This is a genomic window from Burkholderia sp. AU44665 (assembly GCF_030504405.1).
GTDB classification, from domain to species: Bacteria; Pseudomonadota; Gammaproteobacteria; order Burkholderiales; family Burkholderiaceae; genus Burkholderia; species Burkholderia semiarida.
On the sequence record NZ_JAUJRI010000011.1, the window covers coordinates 69,917 to 82,900 of the forward strand.

The window sequence follows — 12,984 nt, forward strand, 5'->3', positions numbered from 1 at the left end:
GCGGTACCGACGACGCAGCGGGTGCGCGGGCAATGACGCGGATCGATTTCCACTCGAACGTCGGCGATTCGCTCGCGTATGCGTGCCGGCTGCTGCGCAAGGCCTATCAGGCCGGGCAGCCGGTCGTCGTGCTCGCCGAGCCCGCGCGCCTGCGCGCGCTCGACGAGCGGCTCTGGACGTTCTCGCCGCTCGATTTCATCCCGCATTGCGGCGTCGACAGCGAGCACGCAGCCGGCACGCCGATCGTGCTGGCCGCCGATCTCGATCGCGCGCCGCATCACCACGTGCTGCTGAACCTCGGCGCGACCGTGCCCGCGCAGTTCGCCCGCTTCGAGCGCCTGCTCGAAGTGGTCGGCAACGCGCCGGACGAGCTGGCCGCGGGTCGCGACCGCTACCGGTTCTACCGCGACCGCGGCTACGCGCTGAACAATTACAAGCAGGGCGGCTAGCCGCAACCGTCGACGGAGTGTTCCCGTGACAGAAGCCGATTCATCCTCGATCCCGACGCTGACCGACGTGCTGGTGCCGGGCAAGCCGGCGCCGGCTCGCTCGTCCGCATCGGCCGCCGTGTCCGCGTCGGCCGCACCCCTGCCGCACGACAGCGCGGCGATTCCGGTGCTCACCGACGTGATCGTCCCCGGCGCAGGCGCCGCGCCGGCTCCCCCGAAAACCGAAGCCGACCCCGAATCCGTCGTCGTCGAACCCGTGCCGACGCCGCACGTCCCGGCTGTCGAGTTGCAGGGAGACGTGGTGACGCCTGCGGATGCGGGCGAGACCGATGCGCCGGCCGAACCGGGCGCCGCCGGGCACGTGGTTGCCGAAGAGGCGGCGGCGATGACGGCGCCGCTGCGCTCGTCGCTGGTCGATGAGGGGTTGCCGCAGCCCACGTTCGCCGCGATTGCGCGCGAGGCGGCCGTGCACGCGCCCGAGACGGCAGTGCCGCACGCGGGCCCGTCGGGCACCGCACCGCTGCCGGACGCACCCGCCGCGGCCGCGCTCACGCCCGAGGATGCGCAGCACATCGCCGAACGGCTGCGCCATCGCCTGACGAACTATCTGACCGGGGCGGGGCGCGAGGCCATCGAAGCGCGTTGTCGCGATGCGCTGCATGAACATTCGGCCTGGCTGGTCGGCCAGGTCACGCGCGAAGTCGCACTCGCACTGGAAACCGAGGTGATGGACTGGGTGCGCGATGCGGTCGATGAAGAAATCGCCCGCCGTCGCGCCGGGCATGCCGGCTGAACGGCCATCGTTCGCGACGGTGAAAAAGAGGGAGCGGCTGGGTAAGGGCCTGCGAAGCCGGCGGTGAGGCGCCGGTCCGCCGGTCAGGGCGGCCCGCCTGCGACGCCCTGCACGGCATGGGCACGCCGCGCGGGTGTCCGCGTCAGCGTACCGACAGCACCCACTGGGCAAGCGTGTGCGCTTCGGCGCTCGTCAGTTGCGTATTGGCGGGCATCGGCACGCTGCCCCATACACCGACGCTGCCTTTCACGATCGATTGCGCCAGATAATCGACGGCGTCGCCGCGCGCCGCGTACTTGCCGGCGATGTCGTGGAACGACGGCCCCATCAGCGGCTTGCCGACGGCATGGCAGGCCATGCAGTTCTTGCGTTGCGCCAGCGCGAGCCCGCCGGCCTGGTCGGCACGGGCCGCCGCCGCGCTGCCGGTCAGCAGCGTGGCGAGCAGCACGCGCAATATCGTCTGTTTCATGCGGTTCTCCGCCGGCGGGGACGGCCGGCTTCATGGTCCGCGCATTATAGAAGCAAAGGGGAAGCACGTTTTGCGCGTTCCCCGGCCGCCCCGTTTATCGGGGTCGTATGCGATGCGCGCCCCGTATCAGCCTGTGACCGCCCCCTGGTTCGCCGGCCGGGCGAGCGCCGCGAATTTCGCGAGCACCCCGCGCGTATAGCGCGGCGCCGGCTGTTGCCATGCGGCGCGACGGCGCGCGAGTTCCGCATCGTCGACGTTCAGTTGCAGCAGCAGCCGGTGCGCGTCGATCGTGATCGAATCGCCTTCCTGCACCAGTGCGATCGTGCCGCCGACGAATGCCTCCGGCGCGACGTGGCCGACCACCATGCCCCAGGTGCCGCCCGAGAAGCGGCCGTCCGTGATGAAGCCGACCGATTCGCCGAGCCCCTTGCCGATGATCGCGGAGGTCGGCGCGAGCATTTCCGGCATGCCCGGGCCGCCTTGCGGGCCGAGGTAGCGCAGCACGAGGATGTCACCCGCGCGGATCCGGTCGCCGAGGATCGCGTCCATCGCGCTCTGCTCGTCGTCGAACACGCGCGCCGCGCCCGTGATCACCGGGTTCTTCAGGCCGGTGATCTTCGCGACCGCGCCGTCTTCCGCGAGATTGCCCTTCAGGATCGCCAGATGGCCTTCCTTGTACAGTGCACGGTCGATCGGGAAGATGACGTCCTGATCCGCGCGCGGCACGGCCGGCACGTCCTTCAGTTCGTCGGCGATCGTGCGGCCGGTGATCGTCATGCAGTCGCCGTGCAGCAGCCCCGCATCGAGCAGGATCTTCAGCACCTGCGGAATCCCGCCGGCCCGGTGCAGGTCGGTCGCGACGTACTGTCCCGACGGCTTCAGGTCGCAGATCACCGGCACGCGCTTGCGGATGCGCTCGAAGTCGTCGATCGTCCAGTCGACCTCGGCCGCGTGCGCGATCGCGAGATAGTGCAGCACCGCGTTGGTCGAGCCGCCGGTGGCCATGATCACCGACACCGCGTTCTCGATCGATTGCTTCGTGATGATGTCGCGCGGCTTCAGGTCGCGCTTCACCGCCTCGACCAGCACGCGCGCCGATTCGGCGGCCGAATCGACCTTCTCCTGGTCGGGGTTCGCCATCGTCGACGAATACAGCAGCGACATCCCGAGCGCCTCGAACGACGAGCTCATCGTGTTCGCGGTGTACATGCCGCCGCACGAACCCGACGTCGGGCACGCGTTTTTCTCGACGCCTTCGAAATCCTCCTGCGACATCCGGCCCGCGGTGAATTCGCCGACGGCCTCGAACGCCGACACGATCGTCAGGTCGCGGCCTTTCCAGTTGCCCGGGCGGATCGTGCCGCCGTACACGTAGATGCCCGGCACGTTCAGGCGCGCGAGCGCGATCATGCCGCCCGGCATGTTCTTGTCGCAGCCGCCGACCACCACGACGCCGTCCATCCACTGGCCCTGCACGCAGGTTTCGATGCAATCGGCGATCACTTCCCGCGACACGAGCGAGTACTTCATGCCTTCGGTGCCCATCGACATGCCGTCCGAAATCGTCGGCGTGCCGAAGATCTGCGGATTCGCGCCGGCCGCCTTCACGGCCTCCACGGCCGCGTCCGACAGCCGCTGCAGGCCGGAATTGCACGGCGTGATCGTCGAATGGCCGTTGGCGATGCCGATCATCGGCTTGTCGAAATCGTCCTTCTGGTAGCCGAGGGCGTAATACATCGAGCGGTTCGGCGAACGGGCCACGCCTTGCGTGATGTGCTTCGAGCGGCGGTTGTACGACATGGGGGACTCCATCGTTGTATTGGCGACGCCCGCGAACGGCGTGCCGGTTCGGATCGGTCAAGAATGGAGTGTCCGGTTTGGGATGTCCAATATATTATTCATAGCCTATTAAGTCGTTTTGCGAATGAGTCGAACATGGCCGAACCCACGCCCGACCTGCGCCAGTGGCGCTATTTCGCGACCGTCGCCGACGAGCGCCATTTCGGCCGCGCGGCCGAGCGCCTGTCGATGACGCAGCCGCCGCTGTCGCAGGCGATCCGCGCGCTCGAGGACGCGCTCGGCGTCGCGCTGTTCGTGCGCACCAAGCGCTCGGTGGCGCTGACGGCGGTCGGCGCGGCGCTGCTGCCGGACGTGCGCCGGCTGCTGGCGTCGGCCGATGCGCTGCCGCCGCTCGCGCGGCGGCTCGCGCGCGGCGAGGCCGGCTCGCTGTCGCTCGCGTTCGTGTCGACCGCCGATTACGGGCTGTTGCCGTCGTTGCTGCGTGCGTTCGGCGCGCGCTATCCGCAGGTGCGGCTGCAGCTCGCGGAAGCGACGAGCGACGTGCAGATCGACGAACTCGTGGCCGGGCGCATCGACGCCGGGCTCGTGATTCCGCCCGTGCCGCCGCGTCATGCGGCCGGGCTGTCGTACCTGCCCGTCGTGCGCGAGCCGCTGGTGGTCGCGATGCCGGCCGGGGCGTCCGACGCGCCCGAGGATGCGCCCGTGCAGCTCGCCGAGGTCGCCGCGTTGCCGCTCGTGATCTTTCCGCGTCGTTTGGCGCCCGGCTTTTATGACATCATTACGGGCTGCTACGGCGCGGCGGGGGAAACCCCGCGCATCGGCCAGGAGGCAATCCAGATGCAGACGATCGTCAGCCTCGTGTCGGCCGGCATGGGCGTCGCACTGGTGCCGCAATCGCTGCGTAACCTGCGGCGCACCGGCGTGGTCTACCGGCCGCTTGCCGGCGTTGCGCCGGTCGTCGAGACGGGCCTCGTGTGGCGCACCGGCGACGTGAGCCCCGTGCTCGCCGGCTTCATCGACGTCGTGCGCGCGCAGGGCCTCGCCACGTGACGTGAACGACGGCGCGCGATCGCCGTCCAATGCGCGGTCCTGCATGTGTGCGACGGCCGCACCGTATTCGAAAACTTCTTCGCTAACCCATGATCATTCACCCGAATTTCGACCCCGTAGCGATCCATCTCGGGCCGCTGGCCGTGCGCTGGTACGGCCTCATGTATCTCGTCGCCTTCATCGCGGCGATCGTCGTCGGCCGGATCCGCCTGAAGCTGCCGCACGTCGCGGCGCAGGGCTGGACCGCGAAGGACATCGACGACATGATGTTCTACGGCGTGCTCGGTACCGTGCTCGGCGGCCGGCTCGGCTATGTGCTGTTCTACAAGGCCGATTTCTACTTCTCGCATCCGCTCGACGTGTTCAAGGTGTGGGAAGGCGGCATGTCGTTTCACGGCGGCTTCCTCGGCGTGACGCTCGCGATGGCGCTGTTCGCGTGGCAGCGCAAGCGACACTGGCTGCAGGTCACCGATTTCGTCGCGCCGATGGTGCCGACGGGGCTCGCGGCCGGGCGGCTCGGCAATTTCATCAACGGTGAACTGTGGGGCCGCGTGACCGATCCGACGGCGCCGTGGGCGATGCTGTTCCCGGGCGCGATGCGCGACGATGCGGCATGGCTGCCGAAACATCCGGAACTCGTCGAGAAGTGGCATCTCGCCGACGTGTTCATGCAATACCAGATGCTGCCGCGCCATCCTTCGCAGCTCTATGAAATCGCGCTCGAAGGTATCGCGCTGTTCTTCGTGCTCTTCCTGTTCGCGCGCAAGCCGCGGCCGATGGGCGCCATATCGGCGCTGTTCCTGATCGGTTACGGCCTCGCACGTTTCACGGTCGAGTTCGCGCGCGAGCCCGACGACTTCCTCGGTCTGCTGGCGCTCGGCCTGTCGATGGGGCAGTGGCTGTCGTTGCCGATGATCGTCGCAGGTATCGCGATGATGGTCTGGGCGTATCGCCGCCGCGCGGCGAACGCGAATGCGGCTGCATGAGGCGGCTGCACGAGGTGGCTGCATGACGCGGTATCGATGCACGCGCGATCGGCGCGAGCATCGATACCGGATGCGCATGAAAAACGCCGGCCCTCGGGCCGGCGTTTTGCGTTTCGGCGACTGCGCGATGCGCGTTACTTCATCTGCACGGAGCCGTTGACGGTGACCGACACGGTGGCCTTGCCGCCTTCGACCGCGATCGGCGCGCTCATCTTCGCGCTGTCCATCGGCGCCGCGGCCATCGCCATCATGCGCGGGTACGGCTGCACGTTGCGGCCGCTGCCGACGTTCACGTCGCGGATCGTGTAGCTGCTGTAGCCGAACGCCTTCGCGGCTTCGTCCGCGCGGGCGCGGAACGACTTGATCGCCTCGGTCGTGAGCTTCTGCTCGGCCGCGCGCTGTGCTTCCGGCGACAGCGAGAACTCGACGTTCGCGACCTGCATCAGGTTCGACAACTGGCCTGCCAGCTTCGACGCCGCGGCGAAATCGCGCGATTCGAGCGCGACCTCGGTGCGGCCGCGCCATGCGGAGATCTTGCCGTCGCGATCGGTGCTCGGATACACGGAGAACGCGCCCGTGTGCGCGGTGACGCCCGATACGCCCTTGGCCTGCGACAGGGCCGCGTCCGCACGCTGGTTCAACTGCGCGGTGAGGCTGCCCGGGTCCTTGGCCTGCTGCTCGTAGAACAGCGTGATGTGGATGATGTCCTGCGGTACGTCGGCGCTCGCCTGCGACGAGAGCGACAACACACCCGCCGGCTCCGGAAAGTGCGGGTTCGCCGTCTGGGCGTGTGCGGCGGGCGACGCGAGCGTCAGCGCGACGGGGACGGCGGCGGCGAGGGCGAGCGACAGCGCGAGTGCGGATTTCTTGGTCATTGTTGGACTCCTTGTGCGAGGGCGCGCACGCGGATCACGCGTGCGCGACGCGGGCGTGCCGCGCGACGAAAAAACGACAGCCGGCCCGATCGGCCGACAGCGGTTGCTTAGGCCGCGCGAACGTGCCGCGAGTTCCGTGACGGCAGGGTGTACTGACCAGATTTGACCTTTGGCGCGCGCCTACTTCATCAACTTTTCGGTGATGAACCGCCATTCGGCGCGCGTGACGGGCGTGATCGACAGCCGGTTGCCACGCGCGAGCACGCGCATGTCGGCGAGCTCGTCGTGCTCGCGCAGCGCGGCGAGCGGCACGAGCGGCGATTTCTTCACGAAGCGCACGTCGACGAGCAGCCAGCGTGGCGCTTCCCGCGTCGATTTCGGGTCGTAGTAGGGGCTTTTCGGATCGAACTGCGTGGGATCGGGGTAGGGCGTCGACGATACTTCGGCGAGGCCGGCGATGCCTGGCTCGGGGCAGCTCGAGTGATAGAACAGCACGCCGTCGCCGATCTTCATCGTGTCGCGCATGAAATTGCGCGCCTGATAGTTGCGCACGCCGGTCCACGGCAGCGAGCGCTGCGGTGCGTTGGCGAGATCGTCGATGCTTGCTTCGTCCGGTTCGGACTTCATCAGCCAGTATTGCATGGTCGTGATCGGCGCAGAAGGGGCATGAGGGCCTGCTTGCATGCGCGCGCCGCATGCAAGCAGGCCCTCAAAAAGGAAACGGCATCGGGAACTCCCGATGCCGTTGGATAGGCCCCCACCTTGGCCGCTAGGCCGGCATCCTGAACCTGAGGTTCAGAATTGGTCGCAGTTAGCAGCACTTCGGGTACATCAGACAGAGTGACGCGCGCGCCCGTGCTACAAATTTCCGCAACCGTGCACATGGCATTGGTTCAAGGAATATATGACCTTGGCGAACCAGGCAGGGAAGCTGACTGAACTGTGATTCGATGCGCCAATTTGACCACCGTTGACCGCCGAGATCAAGGGGAATCGACACATCGTTTGAAACGTTACTGCGTCTCGTGCTGTGCGAGCACCGCGCCGAGCTGTTCGTTCATCTGATGCATTGTACGACGGATTTCCTCGGCCGGAAATGCTTCACCGTGCCGCACGCTCGTTTGCAAGCGCAGCAATTCCGAGGCAAGCGACAGCGCCGCCATCACCGCGATGCGATCGGTGCCGCGCACCGAGCTGTTCGAGCGGATTTTCGACATTTCGGCGTCGACGCGCGCGACCGCTTCCAGCAGCGCCGCTTCGGTCTCGGCCGAACAGGCGAGCCGATAGGCCTGACCGAGAATCGAGACTTCGATCTGCTTGGTGCTCATGCATGTTCTCCGTGGCTGGCCGCGTCATCGCCATCCGTGCGCGCCTGCGCATCGAGCAGGTCGAGCTGGTTGTCGGCTTGCTCCGCGCTCTTCGAGCGCGGCAGCTTTTCGAGAATCGCGTTCAGTTTCACCTGGGCGTCGTCGATCTTCGCCGACAACGTGTCGCGCTCGGCCGCGAGCGCATTGCGTTCGTCGCGCAGCTGCGCGAGCTCCGCGCGGACCGTGTCCGCTTCCGCGCGCAATTGCGCGACCTGCTCCTCGAGCGCGAGCCGTTCCGAGTGATAGCGCTTGTTCAGCGAAATCAGACGGCCAATATTTTGAGACAGGGTTTCGAGTTCGTTGAGCATTTGCTGCGTCCTCTAAAGACCCAGCATTTTAGCGCGGAATACCGCGCAATCCGACATCTGTAACGTTTCCAGTCGTAACACCCCTGCTTCTTGCCGCGAATGGGCGCGTCCCGCGCGGGTCCGGACGCTTCCTTGACGCTCGCGCGACCGGCTCCTAAACTGGCGCCGCCTCGGTGCTCGCGCGCAGGACGCGCGGTTAAACGGGAAGCAGGGTGCGGGCTCCACGAGCGCGCCAACCTGCGCTGCCCCCGCAACGGTAAGCGGCCGCGTCGCGTGACGCAGGCCGGCTCGGGCGCGTTTCGCGTGCAGGTCGCACGCGGGCGCGGGCCACTGCGCGTCGTCGCGCGGGAAGGCGAGCCGGACCGCCGCCAGCCCGGATACCGGCCGAGACGGGGAGCCCGCACGGGCTCCATGACGCGCGGCCTGCGGGGAAGCAGGGCGCGCAATGCTTCACGGAACGTTCTTCGATGCCGACCCCAATCGTCCGCCACGCGCCCACGTCGCGCCCGGCCGACTCCCGCAAGCGGATGCGCCGCGCGTCGTGCGTGCGGCCGTGCGCGGCATGAACGCCGCGCGCGCCGCCGCCATCTGGGCCGCGCTGGCCGCCACGGTCGCGCTGCTGTTCGTCGCGTCGCTGTCGATCGGCAGCGTGCCGATGTCGCCGTGGCAGGCGCTCGCGTCGCTCGTGCCGCATGGCGGCGATACCCTCGTTGCCGATATCGTGACGACGCTGCGCCTGCCGCGCGCGCTCGCGGGCTTCGCGTGCGGCGCGCTGCTCGCGCTGGCCGGCGCGTTGTTGCAGGTGCTGCTGCGCAATCCGCTCGCCGAGCCGTACGTGCTGGGCGTGTCCGGCGGCGCGGCCGGCTTCGCGCTCGTCGCGATGATCGCGGGCGGCGCGTGGTGGCTCGTCGACGCATCGGCGTTCGCGGGTTCGCTCGTCTCGGTCGCGCTCGTGCTCGGTCTCGCGAGGCGCGAGGTGTGGCGCGGCGAATCGCGCGATGCATCGCCGCGGCTGCTGCTCACGGGCGTCGTGATCGCGGCGGGGTGGGGCGCGCTCGTCACGCTGTTGCTGTCGCTCGCGCCCGACGCGCGGCTGCGCGGCATCATCTTCTGGCTGACGGGCGACCTGAACGGCACGACGGCGCCGTGGTTCGCGTGGGGCGCGCTGCTGCTGTGCGCAGGCGTCGCGCTGCCGGCCGCGCCGCAACTGAACGTGCTGCTGCGCGGCGACGCCACCGCGCAAGCGCTCGGCGTGCCGGTCGCGCGCCTGCGCGTGCGGATCTATCTCGTCGCGTCGCTGGCCGCCGCGGCCGCCGTGACGACGGCCGGCACGATCGGCTTCGTCGGCCTCGTCGTGCCGCATGCGTTGCGGCTCGCGTTCGGCAACGACCAGCGGATGCTGCTGCCGGCCGCGATGCTCGCGGGCGGCGGCGGCGTGATGGCGGCCGACCTGCTCGCGCGTACCGCGATCGCGCCCGCGCAATTGCCGGTCGGCGTGATGACCGCGTTGATCGGCGTGCCGGTGTTCCTGTGGATGTTGTTGAGGAGACCGATGCGATGACGGGTGCCGCACTGAACGCCGCTGCCGGCGACATGCGCTACACGGCCGTCGACCTGACGCTGAAGGCCGGCGCGCGCACGCTGCTCGACGGCTTCACGCAGGCGTTCCGCCCCGGCGAGATCTGGTGCGTCGCCGGGCCGAATGGCGCCGGCAAGACGACGCTGCTCGCCACGCTCGCGGGATTGCGGCCGCCCGCCGCAGGACACGTCGAGATCGACGGCCGGCCGCTTGCCGCGTGGCGCCCCGAACGACTCGCGCAGCGCCGCGCGCTGATGCCGCAGCAATTACACGATGCGTTCAGCGCGACCGTGTTCGACACGGTGCTGCTCAACCGCTTTCCGTATCTCGGCGGCTGGGGCTGGGAGCGCGACGGCGACCGCGCGGCCGCGCGCGCTGCGCTCGCGACGTTCGACCTCGCCGCGCTCGCGTCGCGCGACGTGATGTCGCTGTCGGGCGGCGAGCGGCAGCGGGTCGCGCTGGCCGCGACGCTGTGTCAGGATGCGCCGCTGATGCTGCTCGACGAACCGCTCGCGCATCTCGACCTGCATCACCAGATCGACTGCCTGACCGCGCTGGCTGCGTGGCTCGCGGCCGGCTCGCGCACGGTGATGTTTTCGTGTCACGACCTGAATCTCGCGCGGCGTTTCGCGACGCATGCGCTGTTGCTCGACGGCCGCGGCCATGCGTGGGCCGGCCTCGTGCACGACGTGCTGACGCCCGAGCGCGCGAGCGACGCGTTCGGCTATCCGCTCGTGCTGATCCGCGAGAGCGGCCGCGATGCGCTGCTGCCGGCGTGGCCTGCGCGACCATGACCTTTCCTGTTCCGACTTTTCCGATGCGCGGCGCATGCCGCGCGCACGACACGGCTCCTCGATGATGACTCCGACCCAATTCCCGCCCGCGATCGCGCCGCTCGACGACGCATTGCGCCAGCGCCTGCAGCATGTGATCGACCACAAGACCAAGCCGCCCGGCAGCCTCGGCCAGCTCGAGGCGCTCGCGCTGCAGATCGGCCTGATCCAGCGCTCCGAGCGGCCGGTCGTGCAGCGTCCCGTGACGATCGTGTTCGCGGGCGACCACGGAATCGCCGCCGAAGGCGTCAGTCCTTACCCGCAGGCGGTGACCGCGCAGATGGTCGCGAACTTCCTGGCCGGCGGCGCGGCGATCAATGCATTCTCGGCCGTCGCGCAGAGCACGCTCGAGATCGTCGATGCGGGCGTCGCGTCGCCGCTGCCGCCGTCGGACCGGCTGGTGTCGCTGCCGCTCGCGCGCGGCACGCGCAACTTCGCGGCGGAGCCGGCGATGACGCGTGAAGAAGCGATGACGGCGCTGGCGGCCGGCGCGGCGCGTGTGCGCGTGCACGCATCGCTCGGCACGAACGTGATCGGCTTCGGCGAGATGGGGATCGCGAACACGTCGTCGGCCGCCTGTCTGATGAGCCGCCTGCTCGACGTGCCGATCGACGCATGCGTCGGGCGCGGCACGGGCCTCGACGACCAGGGGCTCGCGCACAAGCGCGCGGTGCTCGGCCGCGCGCTCGTCAAGCACTCGCATGCGATCGCGCCGCTCGACGTGCTCGCGACGTTCGGCGGCTTCGAGATCGCGATGATGACGGGCGCGTACCTCGCGGCCGCGAGCGAGCGGATGACGATCCTCGTCGACGGCTTCATCGCGACCGCCGCGCTGCTCGTCGCCGAGCGCATCGCGCCCGGCGTGCGCGACTACTGCGTGTTCTCGCATACGTCGCACGAGGCCGGGCACCGGCGCATGCTCGAACATTTCGGCGCGAAGCCGCTGCTCGCGCTCGACCTGCGGCTCGGCGAAGGCACGGGCGCCGCGCTCGCGCTGCCGCTGGTGCGCGCGGCGGCCGCGTTCCTCGCCGAGATGGCGAGCTTCGAATCGGCCGGCGTCGACGATCGTGACGCCTGAGCGCGCGCGCGGCATGCGGGCCGAACTGCGCTACTTCTTCGTCGCGCTCGGCTATTTCACGCGCGTGCCCGTGCCGCGCTCGATCGGCTACACGGCCGGCGATCTCGACCAGGCCGCACGCTATTTCCCGCTCGTCGGCGCCTGCGTCGGCGCATGGGGCGCGCTCGTCTATCTCGTTGCACTGCGGGCGCTGCCGGCATCGATCGCGGTCGGGCTGTCGATGGCCGCGACGCTGTTCGCGACCGGCGCATTCCACGAAGACGGCCTCGCCGACAGTTGCGATGCGTTCGGCGGCGGCTACACGTGCGACGACGTGCTGCGCATCATGCACGATTCGCGGATCGGCACGTTCGGCGCGGTCGCGCTCGTGATCGCGCTCGGGCTGAAATGGCAGGCGCTCGCGTCGATGCTGCCGCTGCGCGCCGCATGGACGATGATCGCCGCGCATGCGGCGAGCCGCGCGATGGCCGTGAGCCTGCTGACGACGCTCGACTACGTGCGGCCAGAAGGCAAGGCGAAGCCGGTCGCGCAACGGATGGGTGCACGTGCCGCGTGCATCGCGGCGGTGTTCGGATTGCCGTGGCTGTTCTGGCCGGACTGGCGCATGGGCGTTGCCGCATGCGTGGCGCTCGTGCTGTTGCGCGCGTGGCTGGCCCGCTATTTCGTGAAGCGGATCGGCGGCTATACGGGCGACTGTCTCGGTTTCGCGCAGCAACTGGGCGAACTGGCGATCTATCTCGTGGTGCTCGGATGGATGTCGTCCTGATTCGTCATCCGGCCGTCGGCATCGAGCCCGGCGTTTGCTACGGGCGCAGCGACGTGCCGCTCGCCGAATCGGCTGATGACGGCGCGCGGGCCGTGCGCGCGCATCTGGCGGAACTGGGGGTGCCGTCGCCGGAACAGGTGTGGACGAGCCCGCTGACGCGCTGCGCATCGGTGGCCGAACGGCTCGCGCGGGTGTTCGACGCGCCGCTGCGGCGCGATGGCGATTGGCAGGAAATGGATTTCGGCGCGTGGGAAATGCGGCGCTGGGACGATATCGACCGTGCGGCGCTCGATGCGTGGGCGGCCGACCTGATGCATGCCTGCGCGCACGGCGGGGAAAGCGTCGCGCGATTCGCCGCGCGGGTTGCACGGCAGGCGGATGCGCTTGCGGCGTTCGACGGGCCGCAATGGATCGTCACGCACGCGGGCGTGATCCGCGCATTCGCGTCGCATGTGCTGCGCATACCGCTCGATACGTTGCTCTCGCGGCCGGTGCCGACGGGCGGAGTTGTGTGGCTGCGCATGGAGGATGCCGCGCGAACGTGGGAAGTCGTGCACTGGGACGCATAGGCGCACTTGCGTCTGCATGTGAACGACGCTCTGTCTCGCACACCGTACGCATCCGGGCATCG

At 69.0% G+C, this 12,984-nt stretch carries 15 protein-coding genes, 1 other RNA gene and 1 riboswitch; of the genes, 9 read left to right on the top strand and 7 right to left on the bottom strand.

Features of this window, described 5'->3' with window-relative positions; all coding sequences use genetic code 11:
- Positions 1 to 32 precede the first annotated feature (32 nt).
- A complete protein-coding gene (locus QZM15_RS21960) occupies positions 33 to 449 on the top strand; it encodes a DNA polymerase III subunit chi (RefSeq protein WP_006484796.1) in 417 nt (138 codons plus the stop codon).
- Positions 450 to 474: 25 nt separating this feature from the next.
- Positions 475 to 1,242 (top strand): DUF2486 family protein, encoded by a 768-nt coding sequence (locus tag QZM15_RS21965; protein ID WP_124861230.1) that lies wholly within the window; start codon positions 475 to 477, stop codon positions 1,240 to 1,242.
- Positions 1,243 to 1,384: 142 nt separating this feature from the next.
- On the opposite strand, the gene QZM15_RS21970 is transcribed toward QZM15_RS21965, so the two are convergent.
- Entirely contained in the window at positions 1,385 to 1,711 is a 327-nt protein-coding gene (locus QZM15_RS21970; protein ID WP_059576751.1) for a c-type cytochrome, read from the bottom strand.
- A 126-nt stretch (positions 1,712 to 1,837) separates the two neighbouring features.
- The gene (gene ilvD, locus QZM15_RS21975) at positions 1,838 to 3,511 is read right to left on the bottom strand and encodes a dihydroxy-acid dehydratase (RefSeq protein WP_302107237.1); all 1,674 of its coding nucleotides are present in this window, start codon (positions 3,509 to 3,511) and stop codon (positions 1,838 to 1,840) included.
- A gap of 135 nt (positions 3,512 to 3,646) precedes the next feature.
- On the opposite strand from ilvD, the gene QZM15_RS21980 reads away from it, so the two are divergent.
- Both QZM15_RS21980 and lgt read left to right on the top strand, forming a co-directional pair.
- Complete coding sequence (locus tag QZM15_RS21980) at positions 3,647 to 4,561, top strand: LysR substrate-binding domain-containing protein (protein WP_059646287.1); 915 nt, start codon at positions 3,647 to 3,649, stop codon at positions 4,559 to 4,561.
- A gap of 89 nt (positions 4,562 to 4,650) precedes the next feature.
- Positions 4,651 to 5,547, top strand: coding sequence for a prolipoprotein diacylglyceryl transferase (lgt, locus tag QZM15_RS21985; protein WP_059576743.1), 897 nt, complete (start codon positions 4,651 to 4,653; stop codon positions 5,545 to 5,547).
- A gap of 134 nt (positions 5,548 to 5,681) precedes the next feature.
- Here lgt and QZM15_RS21990 read toward each other — a convergent pair whose 3' ends face one another.
- The 5 genes from QZM15_RS21990 to QZM15_RS22010 all read right to left on the bottom strand — a co-directional run bounded on the left by QZM15_RS21990 (position 5,682) and on the right by QZM15_RS22010 (position 8,097).
- A complete protein-coding gene (locus QZM15_RS21990) occupies positions 5,682 to 6,422 on the bottom strand; it encodes an SIMPL domain-containing protein (RefSeq protein ID WP_059576741.1) in 741 nt (246 codons plus the stop codon).
- 180 nt (positions 6,423 to 6,602) lie between these two features.
- On the bottom strand, positions 6,603 to 7,064 hold the full coding sequence (locus QZM15_RS21995; protein ID WP_059576737.1) for an EVE domain-containing protein: 462 nt from the start codon (positions 7,062 to 7,064) through the stop codon (positions 6,603 to 6,605).
- Positions 7,065 to 7,172: 108 nt separating this feature from the next.
- Positions 7,173 to 7,354: non-coding RNA, 6S RNA (gene ssrS / locus QZM15_RS22000), on the bottom strand.
- Positions 7,355 to 7,435: 81 nt separating this feature from the next.
- Positions 7,436 to 7,750: a cell division protein ZapA gene (locus tag QZM15_RS22005; RefSeq protein ID WP_011352906.1), complete on the bottom strand. Its 315-nt coding sequence runs from the start codon at positions 7,748 to 7,750 to the stop codon at positions 7,436 to 7,438.
- A complete protein-coding gene (locus QZM15_RS22010) occupies positions 7,747 to 8,097 on the bottom strand; it encodes an ATPase (protein WP_006478092.1) in 351 nt (116 codons plus the stop codon). The genes QZM15_RS22005 and QZM15_RS22010 overlap by 4 nt, the downstream gene beginning before the upstream one ends.
- Before the next feature lie 154 nt (positions 8,098 to 8,251).
- Positions 8,252 to 8,501: riboswitch (cobalamin riboswitch) on the top strand.
- A gap of 41 nt (positions 8,502 to 8,542) precedes the next feature.
- Between QZM15_RS22010 and QZM15_RS22015 the strand changes: the two genes are divergently transcribed.
- The 5 genes from QZM15_RS22015 to cobC all read left to right on the top strand — a co-directional run bounded on the left by QZM15_RS22015 (position 8,543) and on the right by cobC (position 12,922).
- The gene (locus QZM15_RS22015; protein WP_302107238.1) at positions 8,543 to 9,658 is read left to right on the top strand and encodes an iron ABC transporter permease; all 1,116 of its coding nucleotides are present in this window, start codon (positions 8,543 to 8,545) and stop codon (positions 9,656 to 9,658) included.
- Positions 9,655 to 10,470: an ABC transporter ATP-binding protein gene (locus tag QZM15_RS22020; protein WP_302107239.1), complete on the top strand. Its 816-nt coding sequence runs from the start codon at positions 9,655 to 9,657 to the stop codon at positions 10,468 to 10,470. The genes QZM15_RS22015 and QZM15_RS22020 overlap by 4 nt, the downstream gene beginning before the upstream one ends.
- Positions 10,471 to 10,531: 61 nt before the next feature.
- Entirely contained in the window at positions 10,532 to 11,587 is a 1,056-nt protein-coding gene (cobT, locus tag QZM15_RS22025; protein ID WP_302107240.1) for a nicotinate-nucleotide--dimethylbenzimidazole phosphoribosyltransferase, read from the top strand.
- 13 nt (positions 11,588 to 11,600) lie between these two features.
- The gene (locus QZM15_RS22030) at positions 11,601 to 12,353 is read left to right on the top strand and encodes an adenosylcobinamide-GDP ribazoletransferase (RefSeq protein WP_302107273.1); all 753 of its coding nucleotides are present in this window, start codon (positions 11,601 to 11,603) and stop codon (positions 12,351 to 12,353) included.
- Entirely contained in the window at positions 12,338 to 12,922 is a 585-nt protein-coding gene (gene cobC / locus QZM15_RS22035; RefSeq protein WP_302107241.1) for an alpha-ribazole phosphatase, read from the top strand. Before QZM15_RS22030 ends, cobC begins: the two co-directional genes overlap by 16 nt.
- Positions 12,923 to 12,984 lie beyond the last annotated feature (62 nt).